Origin of the sequence: Sphingomonas sp. BK580, from assembly GCF_014194975.1 — a bacterium.
Lineage (GTDB): Bacteria > Pseudomonadota > Alphaproteobacteria > Sphingomonadales > Sphingomonadaceae > Sphingomonas.
This window is the reverse complement of record NZ_JACIAY010000022.1, coordinates 1-16,636: the sequence shown is the minus strand read 5'-3', so window position 1 is coordinate 16,636 and position 16,636 is coordinate 1. Positions and strand designations below refer to the sequence as shown.

The 16,636-nt window shown below is 67.0% G+C and carries 13 protein-coding genes; 10 read left to right on the top strand and 3 right to left on the bottom strand.

From position 1 onward, the window contains the following. Positions 1-122 precede the first annotated feature (122 nt). Positions 123-506 carry a hypothetical protein gene (locus tag FHY05_RS22060; protein ID WP_183946660.1) on the bottom strand — a complete coding sequence of 128 codons (384 nt, stop codon included), beginning with the start codon at positions 504-506 and terminating at the stop codon, positions 123-125. Between the two features lie 74 nt (positions 507-580). On the opposite strand from FHY05_RS22060, the gene FHY05_RS22055 reads away from it, so the two are divergent. From FHY05_RS22055 to FHY05_RS22045, 4 genes are all read left to right on the top strand, one after another. Next, positions 581-1,696, top strand: a complete 1,116-nt coding sequence (locus tag FHY05_RS22055) for a B12-binding domain-containing radical SAM protein (protein WP_221191378.1) — start codon at positions 581-583, stop codon at positions 1,694-1,696. A 54-nt stretch (positions 1,697-1,750) separates the two neighbouring features. Beyond that, positions 1,751-2,125 carry a hypothetical protein gene (locus FHY05_RS22325; protein ID WP_221191377.1) on the top strand — a complete coding sequence of 125 codons (375 nt, stop codon included), beginning with the start codon at positions 1,751-1,753 and terminating at the stop codon, positions 2,123-2,125. Between the two features lie 126 nt (positions 2,126-2,251). Beyond that, complete coding sequence (locus FHY05_RS22050) at positions 2,252-2,524, top strand: hypothetical protein (protein ID WP_183946658.1); 273 nt, start codon at positions 2,252-2,254, stop codon at positions 2,522-2,524. 500 nt (positions 2,525-3,024) lie between these two features. Continuing rightward, positions 3,025-3,972, top strand: a complete 948-nt coding sequence (locus tag FHY05_RS22045) for a potassium channel family protein (RefSeq protein WP_311732555.1) — start codon at positions 3,025-3,027, stop codon at positions 3,970-3,972. A gap of 174 nt (positions 3,973-4,146) precedes the next feature. Here FHY05_RS22045 and FHY05_RS22040 read toward each other — a convergent pair whose 3' ends face one another. Beyond that, complete coding sequence (locus tag FHY05_RS22040) at positions 4,147-5,094, bottom strand: DUF4861 family protein (RefSeq protein WP_183946654.1); 948 nt, start codon at positions 5,092-5,094, stop codon at positions 4,147-4,149. A gap of 70 nt (positions 5,095-5,164) precedes the next feature. Here FHY05_RS22040 and FHY05_RS22035 point away from each other — a divergent pair, with 70 nt between their 5' ends. From FHY05_RS22035 to kduD, 6 genes are all read left to right on the top strand, one after another. Then, entirely contained in the window at positions 5,165-6,502 is a 1,338-nt protein-coding gene (locus FHY05_RS22035) for an MFS transporter (protein WP_183946652.1), read from the top strand. 101 nt (positions 6,503-6,603) lie between these two features. Beyond that, complete coding sequence (locus FHY05_RS22030) at positions 6,604-7,347, top strand: FadR/GntR family transcriptional regulator (RefSeq protein WP_221191376.1); 744 nt, start codon at positions 6,604-6,606, stop codon at positions 7,345-7,347. Positions 7,348-7,423: 76 nt separating this feature from the next. Then, entirely contained in the window at positions 7,424-10,243 is a 2,820-nt protein-coding gene (locus FHY05_RS22025) for a TonB-dependent receptor (protein WP_183946650.1), read from the top strand. A 16-nt stretch (positions 10,244-10,259) separates the two neighbouring features. Next, complete coding sequence (locus tag FHY05_RS22020; RefSeq protein ID WP_183946649.1) at positions 10,260-12,413, top strand: hypothetical protein; 2,154 nt, start codon at positions 10,260-10,262, stop codon at positions 12,411-12,413. Positions 12,414-12,457: 44 nt separating this feature from the next. Next, complete coding sequence (gene kduI, locus FHY05_RS22015; RefSeq protein WP_183946648.1) at positions 12,458-13,294, top strand: 5-dehydro-4-deoxy-D-glucuronate isomerase; 837 nt, start codon at positions 12,458-12,460, stop codon at positions 13,292-13,294. Next, positions 13,291-14,049, top strand: a complete 759-nt coding sequence (gene kduD, locus FHY05_RS22010) for a 2-dehydro-3-deoxy-D-gluconate 5-dehydrogenase KduD (RefSeq protein WP_183946646.1) — start codon at positions 13,291-13,293, stop codon at positions 14,047-14,049. The genes kduI and kduD overlap by 4 nt, the downstream gene beginning before the upstream one ends. A 276-nt stretch (positions 14,050-14,325) precedes the next feature. On the opposite strand, the gene FHY05_RS22005 is transcribed toward kduD, so the two are convergent. After that, the gene (locus tag FHY05_RS22005; RefSeq protein WP_183946644.1) at positions 14,326-16,221 is read right to left on the bottom strand and encodes a methyl-accepting chemotaxis protein; all 1,896 of its coding nucleotides are present in this window, start codon (positions 16,219-16,221) and stop codon (positions 14,326-14,328) included. Between the last annotated feature and the right edge of the window lie 415 nt (positions 16,222-16,636).

Below are 16,636 nucleotides of genomic sequence, written 5' to 3'. Positions count from 1 at the left end.
TGCATCACAGGCCGGACACACGGAAGCACCTGAACCCGCGCGATCAAATCTTCCGAACACCCCCTTGTATCCGGTGGGGCGTCCACACACGGACGTTGGTTCATGACCCCTCACAGCCTGATTTAAGCCTCCAGCCACGAAGCGATTAGGAGGAGAGCGCCAGCCGCAGCCAAGCCAAAGACGGTAGCAACGCGAGCGCCGCGCCCTGGTGTCGGCTCCACGGCAAGCAGCTCTTCATGAGCTGCCTCGATCGCGGCGATGGCCGTTGCGTAACCCCGTTCCTGCCGCAGGAGGCGGCTCGCAACGACAGCCGTGCCGATCAGCACGCAGCCGGAAAGTGCCGTCGCTGTTGGTGGCCCCAGGCGGTCAGCGACCACAACGTAGAGGGCCAACGCAAACGCCAGGTTGAAGGCCGTCACCTGGAAGAACAAGCGGCCGAAGTGAAGCCGGTGGTCGGCTGCGACGCGGTACTGGACCATCTGATCGGATGCGGGCGGCGGCTGCATGCGATCGGCATAGAGCCTCCATCCTATTTCAACGCTAACGTGCGATCCGGACCATCACTGAAGAGGTCCATCGCTTGCGCATCCTGCTGGTCAACGTGCCCCATCCAGCCATCGGCAGCCGCATTCCGCGCGAGCAGCTGCCGCCGCTCGGGCTGCTCGCCATCGGCGGGCCGCTGATCGACGATGGCCATGACATCGAGCTGCTCGACGGCGAGCTCGGCCCGTTGCCGCTCGACCGGCTCGTCGCAGAGGTGGCGGCCCGCGCTCCTGACGCCGTGCTGTTCGGCCACTCGGGTTCGTCCTCCGCTCAGCCCATTATCAGCTCGATAGCAGCCGAGATCGCTGCCCAGCTGCCAGCCGCCTGGATCATATACGGTGGCGTGCATCCGACATACTTCTGGCGCGAGATCCTGGCCGATGAGCCGCACGTGCACGCGGTGGTGCGCGGCGAGGGAGAGGAGACGGCGCGCCGCCTCATGCGCGCATTGGAGGATGGAACTCGCCTGGACGACGTTTCCGGCATCGCCTTTCGCCGTGACGATGTGCCCGTGGGCACGCCCGCCGCTCCCGTCATTACCGACCTCGATGCCTACCGCGTCGGCTGGGAGCTGATCGACCACGCGCGCTACGGCTACTGGGGCGGCAAGCGCGCGGTGGTGGTGCAGTTCTCGCGCGGCTGCCCACACCTGTGCAACTACTGCGACCAGCGCGGCTTCTGGACGCGCTGGCGCCACCGCGATCCCGTGCGGCTCGCCGGCGAGATCGCGCGCCTCCATCGTGAGCACGGCGTGGAGGTGTTCAACTTCGCAGACGAGAATCCGAGCGCTGGCCGCAAGCCGTGGCGTGCCTTCCTGGAGGCGCTGATCGCCGAGAACATATCGGTGACGCTGGTAGGCTCTACGCGCGCCGACGACATCGTGCGTGATGCCGACATCCTGCACCTCTACAAGCAAGCGGGCTTCGAGCGCTTCCTTCTGGGCATGGAGAACACGGATGAGGCGACGCTGAAGCTGATCCGCAAGGGCGGCGCGATCTCCAGCGATCGTGAAGCAATCCGTCTACTGCGGCGGCACGGCATTCTCTCTATGGTGACCTGGGTGGCCGGGTTCGAGGACCAGACCGACGCCGATCTATGGCGGAGCCTGCGTCAGCTCGTCTCCTACGACGCGGATCAGATCCAGGCGCTCTAAGTCACGCCGCACCGCTGGACACCGTTCTTCCGCATCGCCGCTAGCCGCCCGGTCGTGCAGGCGGACCGGACCAAATGGGACTACAAGCATCAGGTGCTGGGCATGCGGCGGATGCCGCCCTGGCGCTTATTCTTATGGGTCAAGCTGATCGAGGCGGTGGCCCAGCTTCGACCGCGCGCGCTGCTTCGCTGGGCATGGCATCCCGAAGCTCGCATCCGCCACGCGATCCGCTGGTACTATCGCATGGGTCGGCGCGTGTGGGTGCATGAGGTGATCGGCTTCCTCTTCCGTGATCGGGTTCGGGAGGACGGCCGCACCGTAGCCGACCACCTGGGCGGCGCGCAGGACCACGAGGAAGAGGCGTCTCGCCCGACACGTGCCCGGCGACGTCCGATCGCGCCACTTGCTCAATCAACAGCATCGCGTTGAATAGTACGCGAGAGTGGCCCTGCTCACCTTCCGCGAGGACCCAGCCATGGCCATTCGCACCAGCGTCACCGCCGCTTAGTCGCGAGCGTCCGTCATTGCCGTCTGAGAGCGGTGCTAACCCCCCAGATGTCTTACGACCTCATCCAATCGGAGCGTGACCGCTTTGTCGGGCAGGTGGATTGTCATTCGCTGACGTTCATCGTCGCTGAAACGACCGGCCTTCTTCAACAGGTCACGGACGGCCGCACGACCGACGACCCTATCCCCGCCCAACCAACCACTGGCAAGCGCGATCTCTGGTGCGAGGATGAGGAGGCCATAAGCCTCAGGTGCAACGTGCTGGTTGATGACGACGACGCCCCCCTTCTTGCCGTGATCGCGGCCTGCGCCTTACGCTGAGGATACCTATTTGGCGACCTGCGGGCGCTGGAACTCAGAAGGCCCTGTCCGCCTCTCCCATTTTTATCGTGGATCCGAGCTCAAGATGCACTGCGTGAGGTACGTCCGGGGCCGTTGAGACGCTGGCCAGCCTCAAGACATACGACAATCCAGCCAACCGCAGCCCTCGCCACACGCTGCGCAGGCTTTCCGAGCCATGCTGATAGGACGAGCCCCTCCTTGGCGCGCTGCCGTTGCCGCAGCTTCCTGACGCGCAGGTCGAATTGGCGCGGCGCCACGACCGAAGCACTCATACACGCCGCACGAAAAGCCTTGCGCACGGCAAAGGCCGCCGCCGAGGATGCCGGTATGATCCAACTCGCTTCTGGCCCCCACTCGTGAGACATCGCCGGTCGACACCGCGGGCGTTGATCCCGGGTCGGATGGCGGCGCGGTCCGCGGTACGGGATATACGCCCACGATTTTACCGTCCTGGGCGGCTCAGTCCGTTGACGGCGTTGGTGATCCGCGGTGTCGCGGTGCTCGTGCTCGTCGGCATCGCACTGGGTGGACACTGGATCGACCGCGGCGGCCTTCGGGATAATACGGACGGTGCAGTCAGCTTCCTAGACATCGTCTACTTCACCGTAATCACGGTTACGACGGTAGGGTATGGCGACATCGTCCCGGTCAGCGACTCTGCCCGCATGTTCGACACGTTCGTTGTCACGCCGATCCGGATCTTTGTGTTCCTCATATTTCTGGGTAGCGCCTACAGCTTCATGCTGAGGCAAGGCTGGGAGCGGTGGCGCATGGGCCTCGTCAGACATGAGTTGAAGGATCACATCATCGTCTGCGGCTATGGCAGATCGGGCTCAGCGGCAGTCAGCGAGTTGCTTGAACGAGGTCATTCTCCCGAGCGGATCGTCGTCGTCGATGAGGATAGCGGTCGACTGCGGCTTGCTGAGGAGTGGGGTGTTGCGACGGTCGAGGGCGATGCGACCCACAATCGGGTACTCGAGGTTGCGAAGGTTGAGGCTGCCAGCAACATCATCGTCTGCCCCGGTCGAGACGACACCGCCGTTCTTATCATCCTCACCTGTCGCCGGCTTGCGCCGCATGCGGGCATCGCCGTGTCGATCGCGGCTATCGAGAACGAGCTGCTTGCCCGTGATGCAGGCGCGACCATCATCGTCAATCCCGTCAGCTTCGGTGGACAGCTGCTCGCCCAATGCACCACCGGCCCGCATGTTGCTGACTACGTCACCGACCTGGTCACGCGAGCTGGCCGGATCGAGCTGCGGGAACGTGCCGTACGAGCAGAGGAGATTGGCACATCTCCGCGAGAGGCAGCAAACAGTCAAATCGTCCGCATCTACCGCGAGGAAAAAGTGATTGAGGTGGCAAAAGTCCCAGCAGAGCGGCTGATGGCGGGAGATTGGGTGATCGAGCTCGTCGAGGCGAACTAAGAGCTTAGACCCACAATCGGCCATCAAGAGCGCCTTCGCCGCTTCTCCAAGTCGGTCGTTCATACAGCTTGAAGTAGGGAGCCGAAGCTCAGGTCTGTTCAGCCGCAAGGCATTCAGCGAACTCGATCGCGGGGCTGAGTTATCGCCAACACCGACGAAGACCAGCGTCGACCATCATGACGACGGCGGGCGAAAGTTCAGGCGCTCGCCCGCCACATACGCGTCCCAATCGGCGCGGCGCCGGAAGCCCCCCTCGCCCCCGGTCCAGGCCGATGCGGAGAAATAGACGAACGGGCGGCCGGGCGTGACCCGGAGCAGCACGAGATGGTTGTCGGCATCCGAGCGCACCTCGGCGATCATGTCCGGCGCGACGCGCAGCGCGATCGCCATCCGCCCGTGGTCGCCGTCCTGCGGCCCCCACCAGGACAGCAGGCCCTTCGCCCGGTCCACCGTCAGCTCGCCCGCGCCCTGCCCCGTCGTGCGTTTGCCGATGCCGATGCCGACCAGCAGCGGCGCGTCCCGATCGGACGAGAGGGTGGAGACCAGCCGGGTGAAGTGGGTGCCGAGCGGCAAGGTGAAGCGCCGCGTCTCCCACACCTTGCGATCGACGTCGACGGGCCAGGGCGCGTAATCCACGGTGAAGTCTGCGGCGCGTCCACCGCTGGCGAGGATACGGTGGCGCACGGCGTTGCGCGAAGTCCACAATTTGTTGTCGTGCCATATCCCCAAGCCGCCCGCACCGCGCGTGGTCCCGACATTGTAGAAGTCGAGACCCTCGCCATGATAGCCGTGCTGATCGCCGGTGCGGAGCTGTCGATCGGCGAACGGCCAGCGCACGTTCTTGCCCCAGGAATCGATCCCCGATCCGGAGGGCGGCTCGGCCTGCTCGAGCCGCTTGCTGTAGATGCGATGCGCGGTGCGGTCGTTTTCCCACAGCAGGTCGTCGTAGCGATAGCCCGCCTCGGTCACGACCGCGGCGGGCTCGCGCCGCTCGGGCGGGGCGAGCGAGCCGGTGACCGGCGGCCGCTCCGCCGCGGATTCCTGACGCGCGGCCGACGGGGCGGCGACCAGCAGAGCGGCGGCGCTGGCGCACCAGACGCGCGTGACCGTGATCCTCGTCATTTCAGCTCTCCCACTCACCTCGGCATTATTTGACCGGTTGTATGATGACCGATGACCTGTTAGCAAGAGGATGTTGACCGCCCCGGGGAGTGGAACGGCGACGGTGGAGGAGAGCAACGTGGCCGCATCACGCGCCGAGCCGGACGTGCCGATCATAGGCCGTGTGCGCTGGACGGTCTGCGGCCTGCTCTTCGCCGCCACCGCGATCAACTATGTCGACCGGCAGATGATCGGCGTGCTCAAGCCCGTGCTGGAGCAGGAGTTCGGCTGGAGCGAGGCGCATTATGCCGACATCGTGCTGTGGTTCCAGGCGGCCTATGCGATCGGCTTCCTCGTCGCGGGCCGCTTCGTCGACGCGGTGGGCGCGCGGCTCGGCTATGCGGTCGCCTTCACGCTGTGGACCGCGGCGCATATCGCGCACGGCCTCGTCGGATCGGTCGCGCAATTCGCCGCGGCGCGCTTCGCCTTGGGCCTCGGCGAGGCGGGAAATTTTCCCTCCGGGTTGAAGGCGGTGGCGGAATGGTTCCCGCAGCGCGAGCGCGCCTTCGCGATCGGCCTGTTCAACGCCGGCGCCAACGTCGGGGCGATCGCCACGCCGCTGATCGTGCCGGCCATCACGCTCGCCTATGGCTGGCGCATGGCCTTCATCGCGACGGGCGTGATCAGCCTCCTCTGGCTGGCCGCGTGGCTCGCCTTCTATCGCCGGCCCGAGCAGCACGCGAAGGTCGCGCCGGCCGAGCTCGCGCTGATCCGCAGCGACCCGGCCGACGTCGCCGGCAAGGTGCCGTGGCTGCGCCTGTTCGCGGTGCGCGAGACCTGGGCCTATGTCGTGCCCAAGTTCCTGACCGACCCGATCTGGTGGATGTTCCTGTTCTGGCTGCCGGACTTCCTCGGCAAGCGCTATGGTCTCGATCTCACGTCGTTCGGCATCCCGCTGGTGGCGATCTACCTGCTCTCTGACGCGGGCAGCGTGGCGGGCGGCTGGGCCTCGTCGCGACTGCTCCAGCGCGGCTGGTCGGTCAACGCCGCGCGCAAGGCGACGATGCTGGCGTGCGCGCTCGCCGCCGTGCCGATCGTCACCGTCCAATATGTCGACCGGCTGTGGCTCGCCGTGCTGCTGATCGGGCTCGCCACCGCCGCGCACCAGGCCTTCTCCGCCAACCTGCTGACCCTGCCCTCCGACCTGTTCCCGCGCCGCGCGATCGGATCGGTCGTCGGCATCGGCGGCACCGCGGGCGCGATCGGCGGCATGCTCATCGCCAAGTTCGTCGGCTATGTGCTCGACCTGTCGGACAGTTACGCGCCGATCTTCGCGGTGGCGGGATCGGCCTATCTGCTCGCGCTGCTGGCGATCCACGTGATCAGCCCGCGGCTCCAGCCGACCCGCTCGTTCGAGAGGGTCATATGATGACCTGTCTTGCCGGACGCCGCGAAGCTTTGTACCGAAGCACGACCGATCACCCGCGTCGGCGCTCCAGCGCACCGACCGGCAGGGCATGGCCACCGCTTATGAACGATATGACGCCCAGCGACCCGCCCCGCGCCCGACGCCGACCCTCGCTCGTCGACGCCGCGTGCGAGCATATTCGCGCGAGCATCCGGGACGGGGAACATTGGCCTGGGTCGCAGCTGCCGACCGAGGCGGTGTACGTCGAGTCGCTCGGCGTGAGCCGCACGGTGGTGCGCGAGGCGGTCGCGCGGCTGGCGGCGGAGGGGCTCGTCGAGGCGCGCCAGGGCAAGGGCGTCTTCGTCAGCGAGACCGCGCGCTATCAGGCCTTCCAGGTCACCCGCGAGGAGCTCGAGAACCTCGATGACGTGATCCAGCTACTCGAACTGCGCCTCGGCGTGGAGACCGAGATGGCGGGGCTGGCAGCGGAGCGGCGCAGCGAGGTGGATCTTATGGACATGCGCCGCCAGCTCCGCATCCTCGGCCAGTCCGACATCGGCATGGATCGCTCGGTCACCGCCGACGTCGCCTTCCATCGCGCGATCGGCAAGGCGAGCGGCAACACCTATTACGGCAAGCTGATCGAGTTTCTCGGCGTGCGGCTGGTGCCGCCCCGCTCGGTCTATCTGCGCCAGAGCGACGCCTATATGGACGACGCCTATCGCGCGGTGATCGGGCAGGAACACGAGGCCATTCTCGACGCGATCGCCGCGCGCGACGCCGAGCGTGCGCACGCCGCGGCGCGGACGCACATGAGCGAGAGCCTCAAGCGGCACCGCGAGATCAAGCGCCTGGCCAAGAAATAAGCGATAATGACCGGCCTCAACGCCGGCGATCGCGCGCATGAAGCATAGTCATACTATGTCATATGGGAGAGGGAAGATGAAGAAGGGCTATTGCCACGGCTCCGCCGCCCTGATCGCGTTGGTGATGAGCGACGGCGCGCGCGCGCAGACCGGCGCACCGGTCGCTCCGCCCGAGGTGCCGGCGGGCAGCGTGCCCGACGCCGCTCCCGTCGTCGCCGACGCGGCGCCGGCCGCTGGAGAGCCGCAGGACCCGGCTGCCGACATCGTCGTCACCGGCATCCGCCAGAGCCTCGCGCGCGCCGCCGAGATCAAGCGCCAGTCGGTCAACGTCGTCGACTCGATCGTCGCGGAGGACATCGGCAAGCTGCCGGATATCACCACCGCCTCGGCGCTCCAGCGCGTGCCCGGCGTCCAGGTCTTGGTCGGCGGCAACAACGAGATCGTCGGCGCGCGCATCCGCGGCCTGGAAGACATCGTCACAACGCTCAACGGCCGCGAGATCTTCACCGGGGTCGGGCGCGGCTTCTCGTTCCAGGACCTGCCTGCCGAGGCGCTGGCCGGGGTCGACGTCTACAAGTCCAACTCGGCCGACCGGATCGAGGGCGGCGTCGCCGGTGGCGTCAACATGCGGCTGCGTCGCGCGCTGGACTTCAAGGAGTTCACGCTCGCCGGCAGCGCGCGCGCCACCTATGCGAAAGAGGCCGGCTCGGACGACGCGATCAACCCCGCGGTCGGCGCGCTGATCGCCAACCGCTGGGCAACCGGGATCGGCGACGTCGCCGCGATGATCGGCCTGTCGTACCAGCGCAACGAATATGCGCGGCCGATCGCGTGGAACGACTGGACCCGCAGCACCAACGCCGCGGCCAACTCGACCACGCCCAATCTGCAAGCGCCCACCGGCTTCGCCGCGGGTACCGAGTTCGGCCATTACGAGCGGCCACAGGCGAATTTCTCGCTCGAATGGGCGCCCGACAATGACACCACCTTGTACGTCGAGGGGCTGTTCGCGGGCTATCGCGGCAACGTCCTCCAGGCGCGGCCCACCTTCCGCGCCTTCACCGGCACGTCGTTCGCGGCGCAGGCGGGCGATCGATGCGAGGACTTCGGTGTCGGGCCGGATGGCTATTATTCGTCCAACCTGCGAACGCCCGAGAACCCACGCGGCACCGGCACGGTCCAGAACCTCTGCAACGCGACCGGCTATACGGCGCGCGGCGTGGAATATTACACCGCGACGGTCGCCAACCGCGCGCGCACCGACATCTTCGTCGCCGCGACCGGCTTCATTAAGACGATCGGCGCGCTGACCTGGAACACCGACATCTCCTACGAGCTGTCCAAGAACCGCAACGACAGCTTCCGCGTCGACGTCGGCAAGCGGATCGCCGAGCTGATCCAGGAGCGCGACGTCGATCACGAGGTGCGCGCCACCACGCCAGGCAATCCCATGAACGATCCCGCCGGCCTCGCCTTCACCAACGGCATGACCGAGGACATCAACCGCAGCAAGGGGACGCTGTGGGCGGTGATGAGCGACGCCAAGTACGACTTCGACGGCGTGCTCGACTATGTTCAGGCCGGCGTCCGCGTCGCCAAGCGGGTCGCCTCCTTCGAACAATATCTCGGCGGCCCGCCGGCGCCTGGGGAATCGTTTGCCACGCCGGTGGCCGGTGCGGGCCTGCCGTCCGACCTGCTGATCTCGGCGCCCGGCGTGCCGCAGATGAACGACGGCGCCACCTACTTGCAGGTCGACCCCGATTATCTGCTCGACGAGGGCTTCAAGCGCCAGTTGCGCACCTTGTACCGCATCTCCCCGGAGCGCCCCGGCTTCGACCCGACGCGCGACTATGACGCGCGCGAGAAGAACTATGCCGGCTTCCTCCAGGCGCGCTACGCGCTCTCGCTGTTCGGCGCGCTCTCGGTCGACGGCCTGGTCGGCGCGCGCCTGACCCGCACCGAGCGCCGCATCGTCGGCGCCGGCCGGGTCACCGATCCCGCGACCAGCACGTCACGCGTGGTGGTCGTCGACCGCACCACCAGCGACACCGACCTGCTGCCCAACGCCAGCGCGCGTGTCGACTTCGGCGGCGGGCTCCAGTCCCGCTTCAACTATTCGAAGACGCTGTCGCGCCCGAGCTTCTCCCAGCTCAACCCGGGGCTGAGCTACGTCGTCTCCTACGTCAACACGATCCAGAACTCGGGCTCGGGCGGCAACCCCGACCTGCGCCCGCAGAAGGCCGACAGCTTCGACGCCTCGCTCGAATATTACTTCGGCCGCAGCAACTACGTGTCGGCGGTCGCCTTCTACCGCGACATTACGGATCGCGTCGTCACCGGCACCGAGGCGCGGACGATCGACGGGCTGCAATATGTCATCTCCACGCCGCGCAATCTCGGCTCCGCCACGATCAAGGGCGTGGAGGTCAGCGGCCAGCTCTTCCTCGACTTCCTGCCCGAGGGGCTGGACGGGATCGGCGTGCTGGGCAATTTTACCGTCATTGACAGCGAGGTGACGACGCCCGGTGACCGCCTACAGGGACTATCCCTGCTCGGCGTGTCGAAGTATAATTACAACGCCGGCCTGGTCTATGAGAAGTACGGCGTCTCCGCCCGCGTGATCTACACCTATCGCTCACAATATTATGACGCCGACATCACCAACGGCCTGTCGCTGCGCCCGATCGACATCCCCGTGGGCCTCAACGGCATCCGCGCCGCGGGGCGGCTCGACTTCGGCCTGAACTATGACCTCACCGACCATATCACGATCAACGTGGCGGGCACGAACGTCACGGGGCAGCGGACGCGCTCGTTCGAGTCGCGCCCCGACTTCGTGCGCGAGGTGCGCAATGACGACACGACCTACTCGCTCGGCGTACGGTTCAACTTCTGAGATGGGGAGCAAGATGATGGCAAGCACGCGCGCTCGAGGATGGATGGGGCTCGCGCTGGCCGCGTCCGCGGCATCGCTGCTCCCGCCGGCGGTCGCGGCGCAGGCGACCAGCGGCTTCCGCTCGTCCGGCAAGGCGCTGGCGGGTGACGTCCGCGTCGCGCGTAGCGCCGCGGCGGTGACCGTCGACTGGCCGTCTGACACGCGCGGCGAGCGCACCCGGCTGACGCTCTCGCTCGACCGCGCGCGCCCGCTGATCGAGAGCGTCGCGGTCGGCGGCAAGGTGGTGATCGCCGGCGTGGATCCCGCCGGCGTGGTGACGGTCGGCACGCGCGACCTGAAACAGGGCTGGACGATCTTCTTCGACAATCCGCGCAAGAAGCCGTTCGAGGCGTTCCCGCTCACACTCGGCCGCGAGCGGGTCGCCGTGGAGCGGAACGGCGCGCACACGCGCATCGTCGTCGCTGGCGCGCGCGCCGGGCCTTTCTCGGGCGATTTCGCCTTCACCATCTACCCCGGATCGCGGCTGATCCGCGCCGCCATGATGATGGCGACCGAGCGGCCGGCGACGGCCTATACGTTCGACGCGGGTCTGAGCGTCGCCTCGAAGGACACGACGCCGTGGCAGTCGGTCGCCTACACCGACCTGTCGGATCGCGTCGTCCGTCGCCAGGGAGAGGCGGCGCGCGCCGCCGCCACCTCGCCGCAGGTGCGCGGGCGCATGATCGTGGCCGAGCAGGCAGGCGGCGGCGCGATCGGCATCGTCCCGCCGCCGCACCAATATTATTACCCGCTCGATTATGCCAACAACGACAACGCCACCTGGTACGGCAGCGACTATCGCGTGCTCACCGGCCGTACCGGGCTGGGCGTGCGCCAGACGCTCGAGGGCGATCGCCGCTGGGTACCCTGGGTCAATGCGCCCGAGAAGAGCGTGCAGGACATGGGCATCTTCTACCTGCCCGATCCTGGCGACGCCGCCAGCACCACCGCCGCGGCGATGGCGCTGACGCGCGTCGACCGCTTCAAGCCGCTGCCCGGCTATCATACCTTCTCGAGCCACTATCACGTCGAGCATGCCGCCGATTTCCTCAACCAGGCGCGGTTCCAGCAGAGCCGCGGCGTGCCGGCGGGTCTCGAGACACCTGCGTTCGTAACGCGCTTCAAGGACATGAACGTCGAGATCGTGCATCTCGCCGAGCTCCATCTGTCGCGCGAAGACCTCGATCGCGCGGGTGACCGCCTGACGCTGTTGAAGACGATCCACGACGAGACCGCCCGCCTCTCGGACGATCGCCTGCTGCTGCTGCCCGGCGAGGAGCCCAACGTCCATCTCGGCGGGCATTGGCTCAGCCTGTTCCCCAGGCCGGTCAACTGGACGCTCGACCGCCAGCCCGGCCAGCCCTTCGTCGAGGACGATCCGGTCCGCGGCAAGGTCTATCACGTCGGCACGTCGGCGGACGTGCTCGCGCTGATGAAGGCTGAGAACGGGCTGATGTGGACGGCGCACCCGCGGATCAAGGGCTCGCTCGGCTTCCCCGACAAGTATCGCGCCGAGCCTTTCTTCCGCAGCGATCGCTTCCTCGGCGGCGCGTGGAAATCGATGCCCGCCGATTATTCCAAACCCTATCTCGGCTCGCGCGTGCTCGACCTTCTGGACGACATGAACAATTGGGCCGCCGACGCGAGCGAGCGCAAGTTCGCCCCCGGCGAGGTCGACGTGTTCCAATTGACCCGCGACAGCGAGTTGTACGCCCATATGAACATCAACTACCTGCGCCTGCCCGGTGCGCTGCCGACGCACGCGGGCGGCTGGTCGGCGGTGACCGAGGCGCTGCGCGCCGGCCACTTCTTCACGACGACGGGCGAGGTGCTGGTGAGCGACTTTACCCTCGACGGCACGCGCAGCGGCGACGAGGTCGCCTCGCGTGGCCGCGCGACGCTGCGCGCCACGGTGGAGGGGACCTTCCCGCTCGCCTATGCGCTCATCGTCAGCGGGGACGGCGAGAAGGTCTTTCGCGAGCGCGTGGACCTGACCGACGCGGGCGGCTTCGCGCAGCGCACGATCGAGCGGCGCGTGAACGTCTCGGGTCGTCGTTGGGTGCGGCTGGAGGTGTGGGACGTCGCCGCGAACGGCGCGTACACGCAGCCCGTGTTCCTGCGCGCGCGCTGACTACGACCCACCTTCTCTTCCCTCGATCATCGAATGGGACGACCATGTACGAACGCACCTACTATGCCACCCACCCCGACATGATGGAGGGCGCCACCAACGCGCAGCTGCGCGACCGCTATCTCGTGCCCGGACTCTTTCGCGCCGGCGAGATCGTGCTCACCTACTCGCATGGCGAGCGCTTCGTCATCGGCGGGGCAGTACCCGGCGCGACGCCGCTCGACCTGCCGGTACAGAGCGAGCCCGCCAGCGCGGTCGGCCACCCTTTGCTCGAGCGGCGCGAGCTCGGCGTGGTCAATATCGGCCGGCAGCCCGGCCGGGTGACGGTCGACGGCGAGATCGTCGATCTCGACCGCTACGAGGCGCTGTACGTGCCGTTGGGCTCGCGCGCGGTCAGCTTCAGTGGCGAGGGCGCGCGCTTCTACCTGCTCAGCGTGCCCGCGCACGCGCCCTTCCCGCTGCGCAAGATGACCCTGGCCGAGGCCAATCCGATGCAGCGCGGCAGCCTGGAGAGCTCGAACGACCGCACGATCTACCAATTGGTGCTGCCGCATCTCTGTGCCAGCGCCTCTTTGTGCCTGGGCCTCACCCAGCTGAAGCCGGGATCGGTGTGGAACACGATGCCACCGCACGTCCACGAGCGCCGCAGCGAGATTTACCTCTATTTCGACCTGGAGGAGGACCAGCGCGTGTTCCACTACATGGGCCAGCCGGACGATCTGCGTCACATCGTGGTCGCCGACGGCGAAGCGGTGATCAGCCCGCCCTGGTCGGTGCACATGGGCGCGGGCACCAGCAATTATACCTTCATCTGGGCGATGGCGGGCGAAAACCAAGATTACAACGATATGGACGTGTGCGACCTGTGCCAGCTGCGATGAGCCACCCGTTCGACCTCAGCGGCAAGGTGGCGGCGGTCACCGGCGCGAATACCGGCATCGGCCAGGCGATTGCGCTCGCGCTCGCGGCCGCGGGCGCCGACGTCGCCTGCATCGGCCGCAGCGATCCGGTGGAGACGGTGGCGCAGATCGGCGCGCTGGGGCGGCGCGCCGCGGCGATCGTCGCGGACCTATCGAGCATCGCGCCGGTCGTGCCGATCGTCGCCGAGACGGTCGCGCGGCTCGGCCGGCTCGACATCCTCGTCAACAATGCCGGCACCATCCGGCGCAGCGCGGCGGTGGACTTCACCGAGGACGATTGGGACGCGGTGGTCGACACCAACCTCAAGACCGCTTTCTTCCTCTCCCAGGCCGCCGCGCGCCACATGATCGCCGCGGGACACGGTGGTCGGCTAATCAACGTCGCCTCGATGCTCAGCTTCCAGGGCGGCATCCGCGTGGCGAGTTACACAGCCTCTAAGAGTGGGCTGGCCGGCCTCACCAAGGCGCTGGCGAACGAATGGGCGCCGCACGGGCTGACGGTCAACGCAATCGCGCCCGGTTACATTGCCACAAACAATACCGCGGCGCTGCGCGCTGATCCGGAGCGCGATCGCGCGATCCTCGATCGCATTCCGGCGAAACGTTGGGGGGAGCCGGGCGACATCGGCGGCGCCGCCGTCTTCCTCGCCTCGGACGCCGCCACCTATGTGCAGGGGCATGTGCTCGCCGTGGATGGCGGCTGGCTGGCGCGGTGAGCGGACGATCTCGCACGCCGTGAGAAACGCAAATTGGCCATCAAACGACGTTGAGAGATTAATCATAAGCGTTGATCGCGGACACTCAATACGCTGCATAAATCGTGCTTCCTTTCCGCAGCCCCAACGCCGACGGAGTAGGACTGAAGCTTGCCTGACCTTATGACGACGACCCACAAGCAGTCATCAAGGAGCTCTCAACCGCTCTCCTAAACCCGCCGTTCGTTCATCTCGGTTCCAAGCTCGAGCTTTGAGGTGATTGGCTACCTGACCTCGCTAAGCCGAATGACCAAGGCCGCTGCTCGAACGCCGTCGCAACTCCCCGACGAAGGTCGCGATCCGCGAGTCGAGTTCCGTCGCGCGGCGGCGGACCTGATTGCCAATCGTCTGCGTGTCGTCGGCCGAGGCCGCAAGGACCGAAGAAGCATTCGCGATGCGCATGACGATGGCGGAGGTCGACGTGGCGTTGTCGGCGACCTCCCTGGTGATTGTTTGGATGCGCGCGGCCTCGCGCTCGTGCCGCTCGACCGCCGCGAGGCTGCTGGACGACGAGGCCGCGAGGCTCACTAGTAGCGCATGCACGCGATCCACCAGCGCTCCCGTCGATCGGCTGGTCTCCTCGATGCGCGCCACGGCCGAGAAGATGGTGGTGGTCGTGCTCGAGATCTGCGCCGCCAGGCTCTTCACCTCGCCTGCGACCACCGCAAAGCTTCGCCCCTGCTCGCCCGCACGAGCAGCCTCGATGGTCGCGTTCAGCGCCAGCATGTTCGTCCTGGCCGCGATCTGGCTAATGAGGTCCGCCGCGGCGCCCACATCCTGAACCTCTTTGCCAAGCGCCGTCTGCCTGGCCTGAGCGTACGTAGCCTCTTGGATGCTGGTGCGGATGGCGTCCTGGTGCGTGCGGGCATCCGCCTGGATCGTCCGAACTGCCGAGAGCAGCTCCGTCAGCGACTCGGCGATGTCGTTCGTGTTAGTAACCGTCACCGCGCTGCGCTCCCTGGCGCATCCAGCCTCCCCCGTTTGGAGCGAGACGCCGCTGCGGGCCGCGGCCACGCGCTCGTCGAGCTGTTGAGCGTCGAACGCGAGCAGGCGGGCGATCTCACCGACGGAAGACGAAAGCGCCTCCGCGATCTGCCCGGTCGAGCTCCTATGCTCCTCCAGAAACGCACGCTCGCTTTCAGCCTCGCGACGTCGGGCGGTGGCGAGTTCGCGGCCCACCGCTTCGGCCCGCGCTAGCGCCGCCCCCGCCTCGACGCTAGCGGTCTCCGCCGTCCGCAGGGCCGCCGTCGTCTCCCGCGCACGCTCGTCCGCGACGCGGGTCTTCTCCATCAGGGTGCGTTCGGATGCTACGATGCGTGCGGCCAGCGCCGTGCTGAGGAGCAGGAACAGGAACCCCGCGGCCGATAGCGGCGCCACGAGTGTTCGCAGAACGGCCGTCCCGGGCCGATGATCGCGCCATTCGATCATCGCGATGGGAGGTTCGCCGGGGTTGCCGAGACCATACGACACCGTGCCGCTCGTCGCGGCAGCGCCCTTACGAACGCGCAGGTCGCTCAGGCCAAAGGTGGCCGCTAGCGCCGGTATACCGAGCTGATCGACCGGACTTACAAGCACGAGGTATCTCGGTGGGCCAGGCAGCGGACGCGACGGATCCTTGTAGCTCACGATCGCGCCGGCGACGAGGGCCGGTTTGCCATGCGCCGTGAGGAACAAGGGTGCGCGAGTCCTCCGGTCCGGTCCTCGGACGGCGCTTAGAAGGCGCTGGGCTGAAGGCCCGAGTGCAGCACCAAGGCTATCCTCTGCGACGAAGCCCGGACGGACCGACAAAAGGGTGCGGCCGTTTGCGTCGATGAGGTAGGCGGACGCACCGCTCGTCTCTATGATCGTCAGAAGCCACTTGCGGTCGGGTACGCCGTACAGGTGCTCGACGGCTTGATCCCAGCGAGACACCGACTCCACCGAGGTCGCGACCGACTGCACGTCCCGTTCCAGGGCGCCGCGCACCATCTGGACACGCTCGTACGAACCTTGCGCGTTCATCGTCGTGACGAGTGCGCCGATGGCGACCGCGAAGGCGACAAGCGCGATCGTAATGAGCGCCCCCAGCTGAACGACGGCCGACGACGGCCGTCTGCCAGCCCAGCGCCTCGCGTGCTTTCCCACCCAATCCATCCGATGAGACATAAGGCGGAGCGGTTAATCTGCGGTTAGACCCGCTTCGGAAGCAGACCTCGCGCAAGCTGCGCCGCCTTCTAACCGCGGACCGCCGTCATACAGATCCCAGCGACTTGCGCCGTGGGCGCAAGTGGTGGTGCTGGGAACAGCCACTGATTACAGGTGGTGCATAGACCGACACTTCGGCCGGTGGAAGCTCTGGGCAAACATAGGCTCGCCCGTGCCGCTGGCGGGCGTCTGGTTGCGCAACGTGCTCGCACCAGCAAGGAAGGACCAACCGCACTCTAAGCCGCACAGCGCAAGCGCTACTGTCCCATGACCCAAAAGCGTTGGGGTGGACGCCCCCTGACGGCATCGATGTGCCAGAAGTGGAGGTGTTGAAACACCACTGCAGGAGGCGTCCGTGAGTGAG

Bases quoted from the DNA above. Each gene is read 5' to 3' on its own strand.
- FHY05_RS22060 (WP_183946660.1), bottom strand. From the start codon at position 506: ATGCAGCCGCCGCCCGCATCCGATCAGATGGTCCAGTACCGCGTCGCA.
- FHY05_RS22050 (WP_183946658.1), top strand. From the start codon at position 2,252: ATGTCTTACGACCTCATCCAATCGGAGCGTGACCGCTTTGTCGGGCAG.
- FHY05_RS22040 (WP_183946654.1), bottom strand. From the start codon at position 5,094: ATGACGAGGATCACGGTCACGCGCGTCTGGTGCGCCAGCGCCGCCGCT.
- FHY05_RS22035 (WP_183946652.1), top strand. From the start codon at position 5,165: ATGTTGACCGCCCCGGGGAGTGGAACGGCGACGGTGGAGGAGAGCAAC.
- FHY05_RS22030 (WP_221191376.1), top strand. From the start codon at position 6,604: ATGAACGATATGACGCCCAGCGACCCGCCCCGCGCCCGACGCCGACCC.
- FHY05_RS22025 (WP_183946650.1), top strand. From the start codon at position 7,424: ATGAAGAAGGGCTATTGCCACGGCTCCGCCGCCCTGATCGCGTTGGTG.
- FHY05_RS22020 (WP_183946649.1), top strand. From the start codon at position 10,260: ATGGCAAGCACGCGCGCTCGAGGATGGATGGGGCTCGCGCTGGCCGCG.
- kduI (WP_183946648.1), top strand. From the start codon at position 12,458: ATGTACGAACGCACCTACTATGCCACCCACCCCGACATGATGGAGGGC.
- kduD (WP_183946646.1), top strand. From the start codon at position 13,291: ATGAGCCACCCGTTCGACCTCAGCGGCAAGGTGGCGGCGGTCACCGGC.
- FHY05_RS22005 (WP_183946644.1), bottom strand. From the start codon at position 16,221: ATGGATTGGGTGGGAAAGCACGCGAGGCGCTGGGCTGGCAGACGGCCG.